Genomic DNA, 18,464 nt, shown 5'->3' with positions numbered 1-18,464 from the left:
TGGGCGCTTGTTTCGAGTGCGGTGTCTGCTTCTGATGAGGCGCTCGCACGCGTACCTTGGTTAACAGTCCGGACGCCGGGTCTCCCGTTCCCGACGTCCTGGACGAGTTGGCGCCCGCCCGGCCATCGGCGTGGTGGCGCGGCGCCTGGGCCGTCGGTAGGTCCCGTACCGGCGGCCCGACTTCTGCCGCCGGTGTGCGACGGTCCAGGCTGTGCTCGAAGTCCAGGCTGTGCTCGAAGTCCAGGCTGTGCCGCCTGGGTCAGTCGTCGATGGTGCAGATCGTCGAGCCGGCGGTGACCGTGGTGCCGACCTCGGCGGTCAGGCCGTTGACCGTGCCCGCGCGGTGTGCCTGCAGGGGTTGCTCCATCTTCATCGCCTCGACGACCACGATGACGTCACCCTCGGCCACGGTGTCGCCGTCGGCGGCGGCGACCTTGACGATGGTGCCCTGCATGGGGGCGGTGAGTGCGGCGGCGCCGCCTGGGGTTGCGGCCGCTGCTCGGGCGCCCGAACGGCGGGAGGTGGGGCGGGCTGCGGGGGCTGTGCCCGTACCCATCGTGAGGTTGGCGGGGAGGCGCACCTCCAGGCGCTTGCCGCCGACCTCGACCACGACGGTTTCGCGTGCCGGCGCGTCCGGCGTCGGGGTGGCGGTGGGGGTGAAGGCCGGGACGCCGCCGGACCATTCGGTTTCGATCCAGCGGGTGTGCACGGAGAACGGTTCGTCGGTGAACGCCGTGTCGCGCACGACGAGGCGGTGGAACGGCAGGACGGTCGCGATCCCCTCGATGACCGTCTCGTCCAGCGCCCGGCGGGCCCGATCCAGGGCTTCGGCCCGGGTCGCCCCGGTCACGATGATCTTTGCCAGCATGGAATCGAAGTTGCCGCCGATGACGCTGCCCGCCTCGACGCCCGCGTCGACCCGTACGCCGGGGCCGGACGGCCAGGTCAGGCCGGTGACAGTGCCCGGAGCCGGCAGGAAGTTGCGGCCGGCGTCCTCGCCGTTGATCCGGAACTCGATGGAATGCCCGCGTGGCTCCGGATCCTCGGTCAGCGCCAGCGGCTCGCCGTCGGCGATGCGGAACTGCTCGCGGACAAGGTCGATGCCGGCGGTCTCCTCGCTGACCGGGTGCTCCACCTGGAGCCGCGTGTTGACCTCGAGGAACGAGATCGTGCCGTCCTGCCCGACGAGATACTCGACCGTCCCGGCGCCGTGATAGCCGGCCTCCCGGCAGATGGCCTTGGCGCTGCTGTGGATGCGCTCGCGCTGCTCTGCGGTGAGGAACGGCGCCGGCGCCTCCTCGACCAGCTTCTGGTGCCGGCGCTGCAGCGAGCAGTCACGGGTGCCGACCACGACCACGTTGCCGTGCGTGTCGGCCAGGACCTGCGCCTCCACGTGACGAGGCCGGTCGAGGTAGCGCTCGACGAAGCACTCGCCCCGGCCGAACGCCGCCACCGCCTCGCGGGTGGCCGACTCGAACAGGGAGGGAATTTCCTCCAGCGTGCGAGCGACCTTGAGACCGCGACCACCACCACCGAAGGCGGCCTTGATGGCGACGGGAAGGCCGTGCTCGCGCGCGAACGCGACGATCTCGTCCGCACCGGCGACCGGCTCGGCGGTGCCCGGCACGAGCGGCGCGCCGGCCCGCTGCGCGATGTGCCGCGCGGTGACCTTGTCGCCCAGGTCGCGGATCGCCGCCGGCGTCGGACCGATCCAGGTCAGACCTGCATCGAGTACGGCCTGAGCAAACTCGGCGTTCTCACTGAGGAAGCCGTAGCCGGGATGCACCGCGTCAGCACCGCTGCGGGCGGCCACGTCGAGGATCTTGTCAATGCGCAGATAGGTCTCGGCGGCCGTCTCGCCGTCGAGCGCCCACGCCTCGTCGGCGAGCCGCGCGGGAAGCGCGTCCCGGTCACTGTCCGCATAGACAGCGACACTGGTCAGGCCCGCGTCCTTGCAGGCCCGAATGACACGGACGGCGATCTCGCCGCGATTAGCGATCAATACCTTGCGCACGGCCTGAGCCTATCGTCAGGTGTCACCGGTGCGCTCGGACCTGTGGATGGAGCGCGCGGAGGCCGTACAGTATGGCTGGATTGTCCTGTTGCGCCCGCGTCCCTGGCCGTCAGGCGTCGGTCTTTTTCCACAACGCGGGAACGCTGACGCCGAAGGTCTGCAGAAGCCGGCGGAAAAGCGGCAGGGACAAGCCGACGACATTGCTGTGATCGCCCTCGATCCGCTCGACGAAGGCACCACCCAGCCCATCGATGGTGAACGCCCCGGCGACGTGCAAGGGCTCGCCGGTGGCAACGTACGCCTCGATCTCAGCGTCGCTGACATCGGCGAAGTGCACGACGGTCGCGCCCACCGCCTCCACCTGCTTGCCGCCAAGATCGGTCAGATGATGCCCGGTGTGCAGCACCCCGGACCGCCCCCGCATGGCACACCACCGCCGAACAGCCTCCGCGGCGTTGGCGGGCTTGCCCAGGATCTTGCCGTCAAAGGCGAGTACGGAGTCACAGCCGAGCACGAGAACGCCCGGGTCGGGAGAGAGCGTGGCGGCCACGGCCCGAGCCTTCATCCGCGCCAGAGCAAGGCACAGCTCATGCGCCTCGGCGGCCTCGACTACGGACTCGTCGACCCCGCTGACCTGCACCGACGGGTCGAATCCCGCGGCTCGGAGCAGAGCTAGGCGGGCAGGGCTGGCGGAGGCGAGAATGAGCCGGGGACCATGGTCAGTACGCACAGAGCCCTACGCTACAAGCAGTGACGGGAGGGTCAGCGCGCCCCACCGGACGAACGCCGCCGAACCCACAAAACAGCCCCAAGCCCGGCGACGAGCACGGCAATGACAGCCCCGGCGATGAGGGGGGTGTTGTTGCTGGCGGGCTTGGTTTCCGGGGCTGCCTTGGGTGTTGGGGTGGGTGTGGAGGGGGTGCCGGGCGCTGAGCTGCTTTGCGGGCCGGGGGTGGGGGTGTCGCCGGCTTTGAGGGCAGCCACGATGTTGACGATGCCGTGCCCGTACTCGTCATCTACGCCGGGAGCGCCTTTGTCGGTGGCGGTGTCCTCAAGTCGCTGGACTACTTCTTTAGCGGTCATGTCCGGATACTTGCTGCGCAGCAACGCCGCAGCACCGGAGACAATAGCCGCGGCGTCTGATGTGCCGGTCTGTTTGATGGTGTACTGATCGGCGTTCGAGGTCGTCGTGATGTCCTCCCCGGGAGCCGCCAGGTCAATTGCTGGTCCAGTAACCGAGACGTCGGATATTTTCCCACCACGATCGGTTGCTGTAACCGCTACTACGCTCTCGAAAATCGCCGGCGAGATCACCCCCGCGTCACGAGGTCGATTTCCTGCGGCGGCAACTATAACGACATCCGCGTCTGCGGCTGCTCTCACGGCCTTGATGGTTTTCGGCGACGTGCCACCGCCAGCCGAAATGTTTATCACTTTAGCTCCATGTTTTACTGCGAAGTCGATAGCTGGGCCGAGTTCGAGTTCGGCCTCTCGGTTATCCTTAAGGACCCGTATCGGCAGGACCTTAGCTCCCGGAGCGATTCCCAGAACGCCCCTGCTGCCCTTCCCGTGCGCGGCGATGAGGCCGGCCATGGCCGTGCCGTGTCCGTCCAGATCATTCCGGCCGTTGCCGCCTGGGTCGATGAAGTCGGTTCCCGATACTATGCTGCCAGCCAGATCTGAATGCCCGCTGACGCCAGTGTCGACAACTGCGACTGTAACGCCTCGTCCGGTGCTTATTGTGTGAGCCTCAGCCACGCGTAGGTATTGCAAATGCCACTGCATATCGCGGAATTCGTCCGCAAGCGCCGGTACGCCGAAGAGGGCTGAGCCGAGGGTTGCGAGAATTACAGATGAAGTCGAAAAAGCAGTTCGGATCATCTGGCATGACCAATGGCGGGTCCGGGGTCGATGGGGCCTGGATCTGGCGGTGGTAAGAGCACCGGCTCTACCCCCTCCTTTGTAGCCCACGGGTTATCTGGGTCCCAGTGATTCTCATTTATTGCGCTATCGCGGCCAGTGGGATTTCGGCCTAGATGGCCAGCAAGGCTCAACGTGCCCGGACCGGATGGCGCGCGACCGGCTGCGACGCCACCTCGTCCAGCGGGGCCTCCAGGTTGGCCAATAACCCCGCCAACGGGATTCACTCTGGAAACCGTGTTTCCTTCGCGCGGACCAACGGCTCTTGACGGCATTTGCCCAATGATTCCGCTGCCGGGACTGGCTCCCACGACCCCGGACGGCGGCGAAACTCTACCGCCAGGCCCGCTGCCAAGGTTTGATCTGGCGCTCGGCCCCTCAAGGGGCTTTTGCGGTAGCTGGCCGCCTGGAATTATCAAACCAGTGTTCGCAACCGGAGGTGCAAAATTGGAGATCAGCCCCGGCGTGGTTGTTTGAAGCGAGGAGCTCGAAACAGGCGGCGATGGGGTGACATTCAGTCCGCCAGGCGTCACCGTGCCCGGCCCTGCGCTTCCCAGCACGGGGCCACTCCCGACTGTCCCGCCAACCACCGCACTCGAGTGCGAGGGCGCAGCTCCTGATGACGGAGTTGGACCTGCATGGCTGGCTGAGGAGTTTCCAATCGACGTCAGTGGTGTTGCGCCGGTGCTGCCACCACTGCCAGGTGGCGGGATGATCGGAGGAACTGCGAAGGTGTCGGTTTCCGCTCTCCCGGCCTGATCGCCATTCACGGCTTCGCCGGCGCCGGCAGGATTGTACGGCTTTGGCTTTTGCAGGGCCGCCTGTCCGCTGATCACCGTGCTGCTCAAGTCATACATGATGGCTCGCGCCTGGGAATTCAGTCGTTCCTGCTGTGCACTAGACACCGGCGGAACCGAGAACTTTGGCGGCTCTGTCGGATTGGCCGCCTCCGCCTCCCGCTTCGCCTGCCAGGCGAGGTTCGCCTTCTCGTTCGCCTCGTACTGCTCGAGCAGCGGCTGCAGCTTGTTGCGGGCCAAGCTAAGAGTCAAGGTCACCGTCGAGAAGGCGGTGTAGTTGGCGGACGCAGCGTCATGGGTCGCTTGGAGATCAGCGATCAAGCTATCCAGCCGTCCGAGATAAGCGGCCGACGCCGCGCTCTTGGAGGGCGGCCAGACCGATGCGAGGTTGTCGCGATACATCCTGACCTGACCGAGATGGGTCAGGGTCAGTTCGGCCGTCTGCCGCCATCCCGACACCACGTCGAAGTGACTGTCGGTTTCCTGATCCGCGACCGCCGCCCACATGTACCGGACGTCCTTCGAGTTCCAGTCGGTGCCGCCGTAGCCGCCGCCTCCATCGGCTATGAGCATCAGTTCGTCTCCGTCTCTGAGGCCAGCGGCTGCGGGGCGGCGTCGGAGAAGGCCTTTTCGACGTCGGTCACCTTGGCGTGGGCGTACGCGTCAGCGTTGCGGTACTCGTCGCTGATGGACTGCGCGGCGGTGGCGAAGACGTGGGTGCCGTCGCGGAAGTTGAAGGTGTTGGCGAAGGTCTGGTTCTGGACCTCGTTGTGCGCCGTGAGGAAGGTCTGCAGCTCGGGGAAGAGCTGGCTGGCGGCGGGCAGCTCGGTCATCATCGCGGCCGTGACCCGTTGCAGGTTGGGGTCGTATCCGGCCTGGACCTCGTTCGCGAGGGTCTTGGCGAACTCCTCCATCGCTTGGATGTCGGTTTCGATCGAGGCGAAGCTGGTGATGGAGCTGTCCGGCAACTCGTGCATGTGCCTGTGCCCTCCCCCGAGAGTGCGAAATCTCCCGCGACACTAGTCCGCGCCGGGGCTGTCTTTCGACCCCCGGGCCGCGGCTGTGGACACTTCCACGATACCGAGCGCTGTCTATGTCTCGGTCTGGTCTCAGCGGGGGAGGCTGGACTCTCGCCATGAGCCGCGGCCCGCTCCCGGGTGGGCGCTGCGGGTCCAGGCGTTCGTCGATGCTCGGGGCTTCGCGGGATCCGTACCCGTGGATGATCCGATCAAGGCCCCTACCAGGGCGGCCAGCTCTTCTGTGGTCGGCACGCCACGCACCACGCTGACCAGCGGTTCCTCATTCATTGATCAAGCGTACGTTCTGTTACCGCGATGCGCGGTGACACGCGTCCCACACTCGGCTGATCGATTCGCTGCGGGTCGACAGGACCGGGTATTTTCTGCGTGATGTCTACTTCCCCCCCGCTCGTTGTCGCTGACCGCTACCGGCTCGTCGCGCCGCTCGGTCAGGGCGGGATGGGTCGTGTCTGGCGGGCGAACGATGTCGTCCTGCACCGTGATGTTGCCATCAAGGAGCTGGTTCCGCCTCCCGGCCTCACTCCTGACGAGCGTCAGGAGATGCGGGAGCGCTCGTTGCGGGAGGCGCGGGCGATCGCGCGGCTCAACAACATCAACGTGGTGCGTGTCTTCGACGTGCTGCGGACGGACGCCGATCCGTGGATCGTCATGGAGTACGTGCCCTCACGCTCCCTCCAGGACATTCTGGCCAGCGACGGGCCCTTCAACGCGGTCCGCGCCGGCGAGATCGGGCTCGGCGTCCTCGGGGCGCTGCGGGCCGCGCACCGGGCCGGTGTCGTGCACCGCGACGTCAAGCCCGGCAACGTGCTGATCGGCGAGGATGGCCGCGTCGTGCTCACCGACTTCGGCCTCGCCACGGTGCCCGGCGACCCGAACGTGACGCGGACCGGCCTGGTGCTGGGCTCACCCGCGTACATTTCTCCGGAGCGTGCTCGGGACGGCACAGCCGGTCCGGGTGCCGATCTGTGGTCGCTTGGCGCGACGCTCTACGCCGCGGTCGAGGGTGCGTCTCCCTTCGCGCGGCCCTCCGCGATCGCCACCCTGGCCGCTCTCGCGACCGAGAACCCACCGCCGGCCCGCAACGCCGGTCCGCTCAAGCCGGTCCTCAACGGCCTGCTGCGCAAGGATCCCGCCCACCGCATCGACGCGGACGAGGCCGAGCGCCTCCTGCTGCGCGCCACCGGCCGCCGATCGCGGCTGGGCTTCCCGATGAGCTCGACGATGCGTCGACCCGGCGCTGGTCGCGAGCGCCCACCGATCGTTCCCGGGGTCTCGGCCAGCGCGCCCGTCGTTCCCGGACCGCGGCCGCCGGTCACCTCAGGCCGGCCGCCGACGCCGCCGACCGCGTCCGGCCGCACCGGTTCCACCTCGATCCCCCCGGACCGGGGCACCCCGCCGCCTGTCACCCCCGGTCGGGCCACTCCGCCGATCACCTCGGGGCGGGCCGGGATGCCGCCGGTCACTCCGGGCCGCGCCACGCCGCCGGTCACCCACGGTCGTGCCACGCCCCCGACCACCTCGGGCCCGTCGGATCCGCCCCCCACCGGTCGCCCGACGATCTTCACTCCCGGCAAGGCCACGGTCGGCCGCGCGCCGCGTCCCGCGGACGCGCCGACCCGCATCGACCCCAAAACCCCGGCTCTGGACGCCACCCGGGTGGACAAGCCCGCAACCTTTTTAGGTACGGGCACAGCAAAGCCGCCGCCCCCAGGACAAGAAGCAGAACCCGAAACCACCCCCGCCCTGGACGCGACGATGCGCGGCGCGGGCTCCGCCCTGGGGTCCTTCACCGCCGAAGAGGTCGCCGCAGCCCGCCACGGCCATCCGGGCCGGCCCGCACAGTCAACGCCCGCCCCAACACCCCCGCCCCCACACTCAACCCTAAGCGGCGAGGAATCACCGACCCCACCCAGGCCGGAGACGCCGTCCTCCGCCGAGGCTGCCACCGGCTCCGAGGGGGCCGACTCTGTAGATGTTCCGAGCAGCGTCGCTTCAGCCAGCCTGGCCACGGCCGTTCCCGAGACCGCCGCGTCCTTCGCGGCGTCCCTTCCCGAGACTGCCGCGTCCGAAGCGCCGTCTTCCGCCGGCAGCGCACCGTCGGCCGGGTCCGGGACCGCCACGAACGCGAAATCGTCGCGCGAGCCGTTCGGCCCTCGCCGCACGAAGCCCGCCCCCAAGGCAGCGACCACCGACACGGGCACGACCGCCAACAAGATCACCCAGACCGACAGCGCGGCAGCGACCAACGGCCCAGCGGCCGACGGCGCGGCAGCGGTCGATGGCTCAGCGGTCGACGGCGCGGCAGCGGCCGATGGCTCAGCGACCGGCAGCGCCGCAGCCCTTGACGGCGTAGCTGGGCCTGCCGAGGTGGCGTCTCAAGAGGCGACTACCGACGAAGGTGCACAGGCAGACGACGCCGTGAGTGACAAGGCCTCGCTGCTGCAAGACGACGCTGACGAGTCCGAGGGCGGCGATCCCGAGCCCCAACCGGACCAGGCCAAGCCGGAGCCCCCATCGGCCAAGCCCGCGGTAGGAGCTCGGGCCGGAGCGGCCTCGACGACCAAGGCCGTCCGGAAAAAGGGCCGTGGCCGCCAGGCGGCGATGGCTGTTCCGAAGTCCGCCAGGCCCTCGGTCGGCCAGGCAGCCGAGGACGCAGAGCCGAGCGACGCCGAGAACGCAGAGCCCAGCGACGCCGAAAAAGCCCCGCCCGGCACGGCAGAGACCCCTGCTGCCACGGCAGAGACCCCTGCTGCCACGGCAGAGACCCCTGCTGCCACGGCAGAGACCCCTGCTGCCACGGCAGAGAGCCCCGCTGCCACGGCAGAGACTTCCCGTGGCACGGCACAGACCGCCGCAGAGGCGGCGGAGGGCGACACCCCCGGCGAAGCGGTAGAGGCTGAATCCGCCTCCGGCGGCACAGCAGATGCGAAGACGGCGGCAGCGTCCATTCCGGCCCAGGCAGGTAAGGCTCAAGCACGTAGGGCCCAGGCTGAAAAGGCGCAGGAAGAGGCCGCCGAGCCGCTGCGCAAGGGCAGCGGAGCGCAGTCGCGAACCGAGAACGCCCCAACCGACGTCGAAACCGACGTCGAAACCGACCCGGAGGCCGAACCTGAGCCCTCCGACGCCGAAGTGGCAGCCGGCACGAACGCCGCTTCGGATGCGACGATCCCCGGCAACGCGCCGAAGGGTGCAGAGAGCAGCGCCTTCGAGAAAACCGGGTCCGAAAGCGACACGCCCGAGGACAGCACAGCTGAGGACGGCGAGCTCGACGACAGGCAGTCGAAGAGCGGCAAGTCCGAGAGCGGCAAGTCCGAGAGCGGCAAGTCCGAGAGCGGCAAGCCCGACTCGGAGTCGCATGCCAGGGTCATCGCACCCTCCCGGAGTGAGTCGGTTGCGCCGGTCTCCGGGGCGCCGGGGCTGTCGAGTCGGCCGGCCTGGCAGCCGATGAATTTGCGGGAGCCGTCGGCCGGTCGGCGGGGGCTGACGGTTTTCGGGGTCACGCTGACGCGGCGGCAGACGGTGGTCGTGGTTGGTGTTCTAGGCGCCGTACTGTTGCTTTTGGCGGTGATTGTTCCGATTGCCTTCGTGAACGGCGGGGATGGCGGGCAGAAGCAAGCCGGGCCGGCGAAGAGTGCGGGCAAGCCGCAGTCTTCCGCGCCGGGTGGTGCGCCGCCGTCCGCGGGGGCTACGCCGTCGAGCGGTCCGCAGCCGTCTTCGCCGGCGGCCTTGGTCCTGCCGCGCGGTTGGCGGATGTATGGGGACGCCAAGACCGGTTTCCGCGTGCCGCTGCCTCCGAAGGCCGAGGTAAATGACTCGAACCCGGAGGAGATCCGCATTCAGCTCCCGAACCGGCTGCTGATCATCGCGCAGACCGACAGTCCGGCGCCGGATCCCAAGGCCGACTGGGAGCAGCAGGAGGCCGCTCGCGCGGGGACCACGTACCGCGATTACGACCGAATCAGGATGGATCCGGTGAATTACTTCCAGAAGGGTGTCGACTGGGAGTTTTACTACACCACCTCCAACGATTTCCGGCAGCGGGTCCTGAAGCGGAACTTCCTGACCGGTCCCAAGAAGGCCTACAGCATCAACTGGTACGTCTCCCCCGACGACTGGGATGCGTCCTGGAAGGATCTGGAAGTCATCTTCAAGGGGTTCGAGCCGCTGCCGTGATCTCTCTTGCATGAGGTGATCGATGAATGGGTACTCATCGGCCACCGAATCAGGAGGTGCACGATGTTTCGTCGACACGGCAGCAAGCCCGCACTCGCACTGTGGATGCTCGTCGCACTCGCCGACATCGCCATCCTCGTGGCGGCCGCGGGTGTGACGACCGTGCTCCTGGCCGCCGCCGGAGCGATGCTCGTAGCGTGCGCCGCCGCGGGCGCCTGGCAACTGCACCGCCGCACGGCACCGCAGCCATCATCAGCCCTACGCCGCCGCGCCTGAGCCGCCGGCCTGACCGCCATGACGATCGTCCGCGGCAGGCCACGACCAAGCACACGGCGGGCTTCGACTGGAGCCCCCCGACAGGCCACGGCTGAGCGGTTCGGCGGGAGCCGCCAACAAGCCGCGGCTGGAGCGCCAACAAGCCGCGGTTGGAGCGCCAACAAGCCGCGGTTGGAGCGCCAACAAGCCGCGGTTGGAGCGCCAACAAGCCGCGGTTGGAGCGCGGCTGGGCCGCGGTTGGAGCGCCGCCGGGCCGCGGTTGGAGCGCCGCCGGGCCATGGCTGGAGCGGCCGCTGGGCCATGGCTGGAGCCGCCAGCAGGCCACGCCCCAGTGGCCGGCGCCCTCGGCTGGAGCCGTTGACAGGCCACGATCAAATCTGCTGCCGGCCCTCGGCTGGAACTGCCGACTGGCCCCCACCAAAGCTGCCTGCCGCCGCGACAGAAGCTGCCGCGCAGGAGACGCCCTAGGAGCGCCGGGGGCCGCCAGAACGTGATACGGCGCGGCTGGGCTGGGCGGGAGGCTGCGGTGATCCGCTACGCTCCCGGGCTGTGTCGATCGACTCGGTGACAGATCTCTGGGAGACGCTGTTCAGCGCCCAGCCCGACCCGCCCGGAACGCTTGTTCTGGTGACGGCGGTGATAGCGCTCCTTGTGGTCGCTTTCCGCCCGCTGTGGCGGGTCGCCCGCAATGCCGTCACCATCGCGCATGAGGGTGGGCATGCGCTTGTTGCGCTGCTGACCGGGCGGAAGCTTCGGGGGATCCGCCTGGAGTTCGACACGTCCGGCCTGACGCTGTCCGCCGGGCGGCCGACCGGGCCCGGCATGATCTTCACACTGCTAGCCGGGTATATCGCGCCGTCGCTCATCGGGCTGGGCGGAGCCTGGTTGCTCGGTGGGAACCGGATCACTCTGCTGCTCTGGCTCGCGGTCGTGTTGCTGCTGCTCATGCTGATCAACATCAGGAACGTCTTCGGCGCGGTCTCCGTGGTGGTCACGGGTGCGATCGTCTTCGCCGTTTCCTGGTACGCGTCCGCGCAGGTGCAAGCGGCTTTCGCGTACGTGGGGGTGTGGTTCCTGCTGATCGGCGGGGTGCGTCCGGTGTTCGAGCTGCAGAGCCTCCGCGGCCGGGGCCGGATGAGGGACTCGGACGCCGATCAGCTCGCCGGCCTGACCCACATCCCGGCGCTCTTCTGGGTCGGCGTCTTCCTCGCCGTCGACGTGGCGGCGCTGGTCATCGGCGGTTTCATGCTCGCGGGACAGTGGCTTCCCGAGCTCGGCACCACCCCCTGAGCCGGGCTCGGCACCACCCCCTTGAGCCGGGCTCGGCACCACCCCTTGAGCCGGGCTCGGCACCACCCCCTAACCGCAACGTCGGGTAGTCCGACCGTGGCGCATTGAGTACGTGATAACGATGCGGGTCGGGCGCGTCGGCCGTTAGCTTCGGCGTATGGCTGCTGGGCCGGGCATGGCGTGGAGTACCGCGCTGGTGGCGTTCGTGGGTGCCGTGCCGCTGTGGCGCTACACGACCAATGCGATCACCGTTGCCCACGAGGGCGGCCATGCCGTGTTCGGGTGGCTGTTCGGTTCCGCCGTCAAGCACGTCAAGATCTTTCACGGCGGCGCCGGTGAGATGCTGCCGGGCGAGGAGAACTGGGTCTCGAAGTTCGTGTCTCTGGTGGCCGGCTATCTCGGGCCTTCCATTTTCGGCTTCGCCGGCGTGCAGCTGCTTGTCCACGACTTTGATCCGCGGTCGGTGCTGCTGCTCAGCCTGGCTTTCCTGGCCGGCGTACTGATCATGGTGCGTAATCTGTTCGGCGTTTTCGTCATCTTGAGCGTCGGCGCGATCCTCTGGGTGGTCGCGATGCGCTCGACGGAGACGGTTCAGCTCGCTTTCGCGTACGTGTGGGTCTGGTTCCTGCTCATGGGCGGCGCCCGGCAGGTGCCGGAGCTTTTCTGGGCGATGCACACCGACCCGTCGACCGATGCGGGTCTGCTGGAGAAGCACACCCTCATCGGCGACGTGGTCTGGCTGTTCGTGTTCTGGCTGCTGTCTCTCGGCGCCCTCGTCTACGGCGGCGCCCTACTCCTGCGCCACTAGGAGGCGTCTCGCGGGACGTGCCCCTAGAGCAGGCCTCGCGGGACGTGCCCCTAGAGCGGGCCCTCGCGGGACGTGCCTTCTAGAGCGGGATGTTGCCGTGCTTCTTCGGCGGGAGCGTCTCGCGCTTGGTGCGCAGCGTACGCAGGGCGCGGGTCACCTGGATGCGCGTCTGCGACGGTGCGATGACCGCGTCGACGTAACCGCGTTCGGCTGCGATGTACGGGTTGGCGAGCGTGTCCTCGTACTCCTCGATCAGCTCGGCGCGCCGGGCGGCCGGGTCCTCGGCGGCGGCCAGTTCGCCGCGGTAGAGGATGTTGACCGCGCCCTGGGCGCCCATGACCGCGATCTGGGCCGTGGGCCAGGCGAAGTTGAGGTCCGCGCCGAGGTGCTTCGAGCCCATGACGTCGTACGCGCCGCCGTACGCCTTGCGGGTGATGATTGTGACCTTGGGGACGGTCGCTTCGGCGTACGCGTAGATGAGCTTGGCTCCGCGCCGGATGATGCCGTCCCATTCCTGGCCGGTGCCCGGCAGGAAGCCGGGGACGTCGACGAACGTGACCACCGGGATGTTGAAGGCGTCGCAGGTGCGCACGAAGCGGGCGGCCTTCTCGGAGGCCGCGATGTCCAGCGTGCCGGCGAAGTGCATGGGCTGGTTGGCGACCACGCCGACCGGGCGTCCCTCGACCCGGCCGAAGCCGACCACGATGTTCTGCGCGTAGAGCGGCTGCACCTCGAGGAAGTCCTCGACGACGGCCTCCACGACCTTCTTGATGTCGTAGGGCTGGTTCGCCGAGTCGGGGATCAGCGTGTCCAGCGCGAGGTCGGTCTCGCCGGGGCTGAGGTCGGCGGGCAGCTCGAAGACGTGCGGCTCGTCCAGGTTGTTGCTGGGCAGGTAGGACAGCAGGGCGCGCACGTAGTCGATCGCGTCGTCCTCGTCGCTGGCCAGGTAGTGGGCGTTGCCGCTGCGGCTGTTGTGGGTACGCGCCCCGCCGAGCTCCTCCATGCCGACCTCTTCACCGGTGACGGTCTTGATCACGTCGGGGCCGGTGATGAACATGTGCGATGTCTGGTCGACCATGATGGTGAAGTCGGTGATCGCGGGGGAGTACACCGCGCCGCCCGCGCACGGGCCCATGATCAGGGAGATCTGCGGGATGACGCCGCTGGCCCGTACGTTGCGGAAGAAGATGTCGGCGTAGAGGCCGAGCGCGACCACGCCCTCCTGGATGCGGGCGCCGCCGGAGTCGTTGATGCCGATGATCGGGCAGCCGATCTTCATGGCGAGGTCGAGCACCTTGACGATCTTCTCGCCGAAGACCTCGCCGAGGGAGCCGCCGAAGATGGTGAAGTCCTGGGAGAAGACGCAGACCTGCCGGCCGTCGATGGTGCCGTGGCCGGTGACGACGCCGTCGCCGTAGGGGCGGTTCTTCTCCAGGCCGAAGGCCGTCGACCGGTGCCGGGCCAGCTCGTCCAGCTCCACGAAAGAGCCCTCGTCGAGCAGCAGCTCGATGCGCTCACGGGCGGTCTTCTTGCCGCGGGCGTGCTGCTTCTCGACGGCTCGCGCCGAACCGGCGTGCACCGCCTCGTCGGTCCGCCGCGCCAGGTCGGCGAGCTTGCCGGCCGTGGTGTGGATGTCGGACTGCTCCACGTCCTGCTGGGTCGTCACTGTCCCGTGCCTCCACTCGCCCGCACCCGCACGGTTGCTCGCCGTTCGGGGGCGCATTCTCCGCGGTCGCGGTTCGTCGCGCTCGCTCCCTCGTGCGCCGGCTGCCCGCGACGCGTAGCGGCGCCCGGCGCGGTCTTCCGCGTCTTCCGCGCGCGTGAGCGCGGTCGGAGCCTGCCGTGACGTCGTTGCGTGCCTGCCTGCGCGTGGCCGGTGCGCGGTCTGCGCCCGTGCCGTGGGAGATCGTATCCAGCGCGTCGAAGCGGTGGGTCCGGGCGGCGTCGAGCCGGGGTCGTTTCGTTCTTAATGCACCATTCGTTACAACCCGCGTGACGACATGGATGACCCCCGTCGGCGTGGCGTTGATCGTCGGTGGCATCGCGACGCTCATCGTGTTCCGCAAGGCGCTCTTCGGCGGCGGCCGGGAGAACGACGGCGTCCGCGGCGGTGGCAGCGCCGCTGCTTCCGGCAAGGGGACCAAAGCCAAGCACGCACCCGCTTCGGGCGGGGAGCGCGTCGTAGAACCGTCCGGCGCCCGGCGAGTTCGCGCCGTGCGACGGCGTCGTGGCCGTGCGGCGACCGTTGCCCGGTCCGTCGCCCGGTCCGATGCCCGGTCCGATGCCCGGTCCGATGCCGGGAGCCGGGACGACGTGTCGGAGAGCATGGCGGGCACCGGCCGGCGCCATGGCGATGCCGAGTCGGCGACCGGACGTCGCAGCGACCTGTCGGAGCGCGACGCTGTCGCGGGCCGCCATACCGGTGCGGTCGCCGGTAGCGCGGCCGAACGCGTCCCCGCCGGGGAGAAGCCGGCGATGCGCGGGCATGAGACGGTAGCTCCGAGGCGCGGCGTCACGATCGACGATGAGGATTCCTCGGGCTGGCGGTCCCACTCCGGATCCCAACGCCACGATGCCGCGGCGGCTCCGGGTCCGCGGGACTCGCGACGCTTCTGGCCGATCTCGCGGGCTGCCGACCTCACGGACGCGGCCCCGACGGACGGTGCGGCGGTGTCCGCGCATTCCGTCCTGGATGCGATGCGGTCCGACCTGACCGCTGCGTCGGCCGTGCCTGTGGTGCCGGGCAGTGTCGACGCACCTCTCGAGGGCCCGGGCGAGGCCGCGACGAACGACGAGCGCACGGGGACCAGCTCGAGCGCCGAAACCGGTCCGGCAACAGTGTCCGAGCGGCTCGGGTTGCGGCACTTCCGGCCGGCGGAAGAGGCGCCGGAGATCCCGCCGATCATCCCGGCCGCCGGACCGACGGACGTGCGCCTGGTGAGCCTCGGCCCGGCGAGCGCACCCGACATCGACATCGACCCCGGCCTTGACGGGGCGCACGACCTCGACCTCGACCTCGACCACGACCGCTACGCCAACGACGACGTCGAACTCGAACCCGTCACCGACGACGAGTGGCCGCCAGCCGTCGCCGATGTCCCGCTGGGCCGCGAGCGGGACTCCCCTCTCGCTCGGGAGGAAGCCGGCCTCGAGGACCCCGACCTGTCCGGCGACTTCGAAGCCGTGCACGACACCGACGCATCCGGCAGCTTCCCGGCCGCCATCGACCCCTTCGCCGGGGGCGGCTTCGACATCGACCCGTTCGACGGCGATGCCGGCCCCTTTGCCGAGGCGGCATCCCCGGACGATCCGTTCGCCCGCCGCTTCTTCGCCGAGGCGGCGCCGGGATCCGGCGACGACCGCCCGGGCGAACGCCGGCCGTGGTCCGGTCCCGCCGGGCGCCGCTTCGGTGACCGGGTCGAGGGGTGGATCCGTCCGCAGTACCGCGACGAGCCCGTCTCCGGCGACTATTGGACGCCCGTCCCGGACGCCGGTTACGGCTGGCCGGTGCCGGTGGAACGCATCCCGGAGGTCCCGCCGGCACCCGACACCGATCCGGAGCCCGAGGTCGAGTCGGAACCGACCGCCGTCGTTCCGCAGTGGCCGCCGGCCCGGCCCGACGACCGCATCGGCGTTCCGCGCGCGTGGGACCGCGACGACGCGAGTCGGTTCGAGGCGGGACCGTCCGAGTCCCCGATCGACGACTATGGCCGACCGGACCACGAGTGGGAAGCGGAAGCGGAACCAACAGACGATGACGGTGTCGCCGGGCGGCCGGCGAGCGCCGAGGGCCCCATCTGGACGGTCCCGGACCTGCCCGATGCCGCGCTCCCCGAGCTGACCTGGGCCCGTACCACCGCGGACGAGGACGAGTCCGGCCGCTTCCACCGATCGTCGATCAAGGTTCGGCGGCGGCGTGGGGGCGGTGGCGATCCGACCCAGAGCCTGCCGGCCGTCGCACTCGACGCCGGTGACGGCGACCGGGCTTTCCAGCAGCCCGCTCGCCCACGTCCTCGACCGCGTCCTCGACCCGGCGCCGGTCAGTCCGAGGCGCGCAGCACCGTCTATGTGAGCAAGCACGCCGCGGAACCCAGCTGAGCGCCCGGCGCAACGCATAGGGTGGGCCGGTGGCTTCCTCGCCGTACACGGATCTCGACCGCCCACCGCTGGCCGCGCGCTCTCTGCAGCGTGCCCTGATCGTCCCGGGCGCGATGTGGCGACAGGTGGACGTGGTCGCCGAGACCGGGTCCACGAACGCCGATGTCGCGCGGGCCGCCCGGGAGGGCGCCGGCGAGGGCCTGGTCGTCGTCGCCGAGCGGCAGGTCGCCGGGCGTGGGCGGCGCAGCCGCGAGTGGGTGTCTCCGCCCCGGGCGGGCCTCACGCTCAGCGTGTTGCTGCGTCCCGGCGTCGCCGACGCCGAGCGCGGATGGCAGGTCGTTCCCCAACGGTTGTGGGGATGGCTGCCGTTGCTGGCGGGGGTGGCGCTGGCGGAGGCCGTGCAGCGCGTGGCCGAGGTGGACGCCTCGCTGAAGTGGCCCAACGACCTGCTGGTCACCGCGCCGGAGGGGGAAGTGGGCAAGGCCGCCGGGATTCTCGCCGAGGTCGCCGGCGACGCCGTGGTGTTGGGGGTGGGGCTGAATGTCAGCACCCGGGTCGACGAGCTGCCGCCCACCACCGGTTTGCCCGCCACGTCGCTGCGGCTCGCTGGTTCCGGCTCCGCGGATCGCGATCCGCTGCTGCGGGCCCTGCTGCGCGGATTCGCCCAGTGGTACGGCGGGTGGCGCGAAGCCGGCGGCGACGCCGAGTTGTGCGGGCTGCTGGGGGCGTACCGGCGGGAGTGCGCGACGATCGGGCGTGACGTGCGGGTGCTGCTGCCGGACGGCGGTGCGCTCGTCGGGGTCGCGGCCACGGTGGACGGTGACGGGCAGCTCGTGATCCGTACGGCTGACGGTGTCGAGCATCGGGTCTCGGCGGGTGACGTTCTGCACGTACGCTGAGCCCGTGGCTTTTCCGGACGAGGTGCTGACCGACGAGGAGGAGGTCGTCCTCCATCTGCACCCACACGCGAAGGCGGCCGTGGCGCCGATCGTGGTTCTGCTGGTCGCCCTGGCCGCCGTGATCCTGGTGTGGGTGATGCTTCCGCCGAACACCGGTGGCCTCATCGGCGTCTGTGTCGTCGGCGCGGTGGCTCTCTTCGTCGGTGTGACCCGGGGTGTGTGGCCGCTGCTGGTCTGGCGCACGACGCACTATGTCTTCACCGACGAGCGGATTCTGCTCCAGGACGGCGTCGTCGCCCGGGAGCGACGGGATCTGCCGCTCAACCGGGTCAACGATCATGTGACGCACCAGTCGCTGTTCGAGCGGATGCTGGGCTGCGGCACGCTCACCGTCGATTCGATCGGCGAACAGTCCGCCGTCATGGCGTCGGTGCCCAAGGTGCGGCAGGTGCAGACGACGCTGTACGAGCTGATCGAGATCGACCGGGAGCTACGACCGGACGACGAAGAGGATGAGGAGCCTGGGCCGGAGCCTGCGCCTGCGCCTGAGCCGCCGGTGGCTAGACAGCGCGGCGTTGGGCGTCGATCTCCAAGGCGATCTCTTCGTCCAGCCGGCCCTCGGCCTCGGCGCTGAGTTCGGCGAGGCCCGCCGCGACGTCGAGCTCGGCGATCGCCGCCTCGTGGCCGTCGACCGGCGGCTTCAGGAAGACGAACGTCCGGTACGCCCAGAAGCGGAAGAGCGTCGCGACGCCGATGCCGATCGTGGTGACGCCCATGAACAGGATGGCGTCCTTGTCCTCGGTGAGGCCGAAGCCGTACTTGCCGATGGCCACCGCGCCTGACTGGATCACCATGCCGACGAGGTTGAACCCGAAGAACAGCGTGTATTCGCGGCGCAGGGCGGTGCGGGTGTGGTGCCGGTAGGTCCAGAACCGGTTGGCGAAGTACGCCAGGGTGGTGGTGACGACGGTGCCGACCACGCTTGCCTTGACCGCGCCGATGGGCAGAAGTGCCCAGGTGATGGCCATGTAGAGCAGGGTGTTCGCTGCACCGATCACGCCGAACGCCATGGCCTCGGGGGCGAGGTGGCGCAGACGTTGCGTCAGCGGACGGGCTGAGGACATTTGACAACCTTAAGGGGGGAAGGAC

14 protein-coding genes and 1 pseudogene are annotated in these 18,464 nt (G+C 69.4%); 7 read left to right on the top strand and 8 right to left on the bottom strand.

What is annotated here, in order from left to right:
• Positions 1-259: 259 nt before the first annotated feature.
• From AB0M36_RS10900 to AB0M36_RS10875, 6 genes are all read right to left on the bottom strand, one after another.
• Positions 260-2,014: a biotin carboxylase N-terminal domain-containing protein gene (locus AB0M36_RS10900; protein WP_364155259.1), complete on the bottom strand. Its 1,755-nt coding sequence runs from the start codon at positions 2,012-2,014 to the stop codon at positions 260-262.
• Between the two features lie 109 nt (positions 2,015-2,123).
• Positions 2,124-2,744 (bottom strand): Maf family protein, encoded by a 621-nt coding sequence (locus AB0M36_RS10895; RefSeq protein ID WP_364155258.1) that lies wholly within the window; start codon positions 2,742-2,744, stop codon positions 2,124-2,126.
• 32 nt (positions 2,745-2,776) lie between these two features.
• Positions 2,777-3,895, bottom strand: coding sequence for a type VII secretion-associated serine protease mycosin (gene mycP, locus AB0M36_RS10890; protein WP_364155257.1), 1,119 nt, complete (start codon positions 3,893-3,895; stop codon positions 2,777-2,779).
• On the bottom strand, positions 3,892-5,304 hold the full coding sequence (locus AB0M36_RS10885) for a hypothetical protein (protein WP_364155255.1): 1,413 nt from the start codon (positions 5,302-5,304) through the stop codon (positions 3,892-3,894). Before AB0M36_RS10885 ends, mycP begins: the two co-directional genes overlap by 4 nt.
• Positions 5,304-5,708, bottom strand: coding sequence for a hypothetical protein (locus AB0M36_RS10880; protein ID WP_364155254.1), 405 nt, complete (start codon positions 5,706-5,708; stop codon positions 5,304-5,306). Before AB0M36_RS10880 ends, AB0M36_RS10885 begins: the two co-directional genes overlap by 1 nt.
• Before the next feature lie 132 nt (positions 5,709-5,840).
• A complete protein-coding gene (locus AB0M36_RS10875; RefSeq protein WP_364155252.1) occupies positions 5,841-6,038 on the bottom strand; it encodes an acyl-CoA carboxylase subunit epsilon in 198 nt (65 codons plus the stop codon).
• A gap of 102 nt (positions 6,039-6,140) precedes the next feature.
• Here AB0M36_RS10875 and AB0M36_RS10870 point away from each other — a divergent pair.
• The 4 genes and pseudogenes from AB0M36_RS10870 to AB0M36_RS10855 all read left to right on the top strand — a co-directional run.
• Positions 6,141-7,007: pseudogene (locus AB0M36_RS10870) on the top strand (serine/threonine-protein kinase); the annotation flags it as partial.
• 3,000 nt (positions 7,008-10,007) lie between these two features.
• A complete protein-coding gene (locus tag AB0M36_RS10865; RefSeq protein ID WP_364155250.1) occupies positions 10,008-10,220 on the top strand; it encodes a hypothetical protein in 213 nt (70 codons plus the stop codon).
• A gap of 549 nt (positions 10,221-10,769) precedes the next feature.
• Positions 10,770-11,510, top strand: a complete 741-nt coding sequence (locus AB0M36_RS10860; RefSeq protein ID WP_364155248.1) for a M50 family metallopeptidase — start codon at positions 10,770-10,772, stop codon at positions 11,508-11,510.
• Between the two features lie 157 nt (positions 11,511-11,667).
• Positions 11,668-12,318, top strand: a complete 651-nt coding sequence (locus AB0M36_RS10855; RefSeq protein ID WP_364155246.1) for a M50 family metallopeptidase — start codon at positions 11,668-11,670, stop codon at positions 12,316-12,318.
• Positions 12,319-12,397: 79 nt separating this feature from the next.
• Here AB0M36_RS10855 and AB0M36_RS10850 read toward each other — a convergent pair whose 3' ends face one another.
• Positions 12,398-13,984: an acyl-CoA carboxylase subunit beta gene (locus AB0M36_RS10850; RefSeq protein WP_364155244.1), complete on the bottom strand. Its 1,587-nt coding sequence runs from the start codon at positions 13,982-13,984 to the stop codon at positions 12,398-12,400.
• Positions 13,985-14,160: 176 nt separating this feature from the next.
• Here AB0M36_RS10850 and AB0M36_RS10845 point away from each other — a divergent pair, with 176 nt between their 5' ends.
• The 3 genes from AB0M36_RS10845 to AB0M36_RS10835 are packed head-to-tail and all read left to right on the top strand — an operon-like array spanning position 14,161 to position 17,949.
• Entirely contained in the window at positions 14,161-16,416 is a 2,256-nt protein-coding gene (locus tag AB0M36_RS10845) for a hypothetical protein (protein WP_364155242.1), read from the top strand.
• A gap of 29 nt (positions 16,417-16,445) precedes the next feature.
• Positions 16,446-17,315: a biotin--[acetyl-CoA-carboxylase] ligase gene (locus AB0M36_RS10840; protein ID WP_364155240.1), complete on the top strand. Its 870-nt coding sequence runs from the start codon at positions 16,446-16,448 to the stop codon at positions 17,313-17,315.
• 4 nt (positions 17,316-17,319) lie between these two features.
• Entirely contained in the window at positions 17,320-17,949 is a 630-nt protein-coding gene (locus tag AB0M36_RS10835; RefSeq protein WP_364155238.1) for a PH domain-containing protein, read from the top strand.
• On the opposite strand, the gene AB0M36_RS10830 is transcribed toward AB0M36_RS10835, so the two are convergent.
• Positions 17,876-18,439: a GtrA family protein gene (locus tag AB0M36_RS10830; protein WP_364155236.1), complete on the bottom strand. Its 564-nt coding sequence runs from the start codon at positions 18,437-18,439 to the stop codon at positions 17,876-17,878. The genes AB0M36_RS10835 and AB0M36_RS10830 overlap by 74 nt on opposite strands.
• Positions 18,440-18,464: the final 25 nt, after the last annotated feature.

Source organism: Actinoplanes sp. NPDC051346 (assembly GCF_040682215.1).
Lineage (GTDB): Bacteria > Actinomycetota > Actinomycetes > Mycobacteriales > Micromonosporaceae > Actinoplanes.
This window is presented reverse-complemented; position numbering and strand designations above follow the sequence as displayed.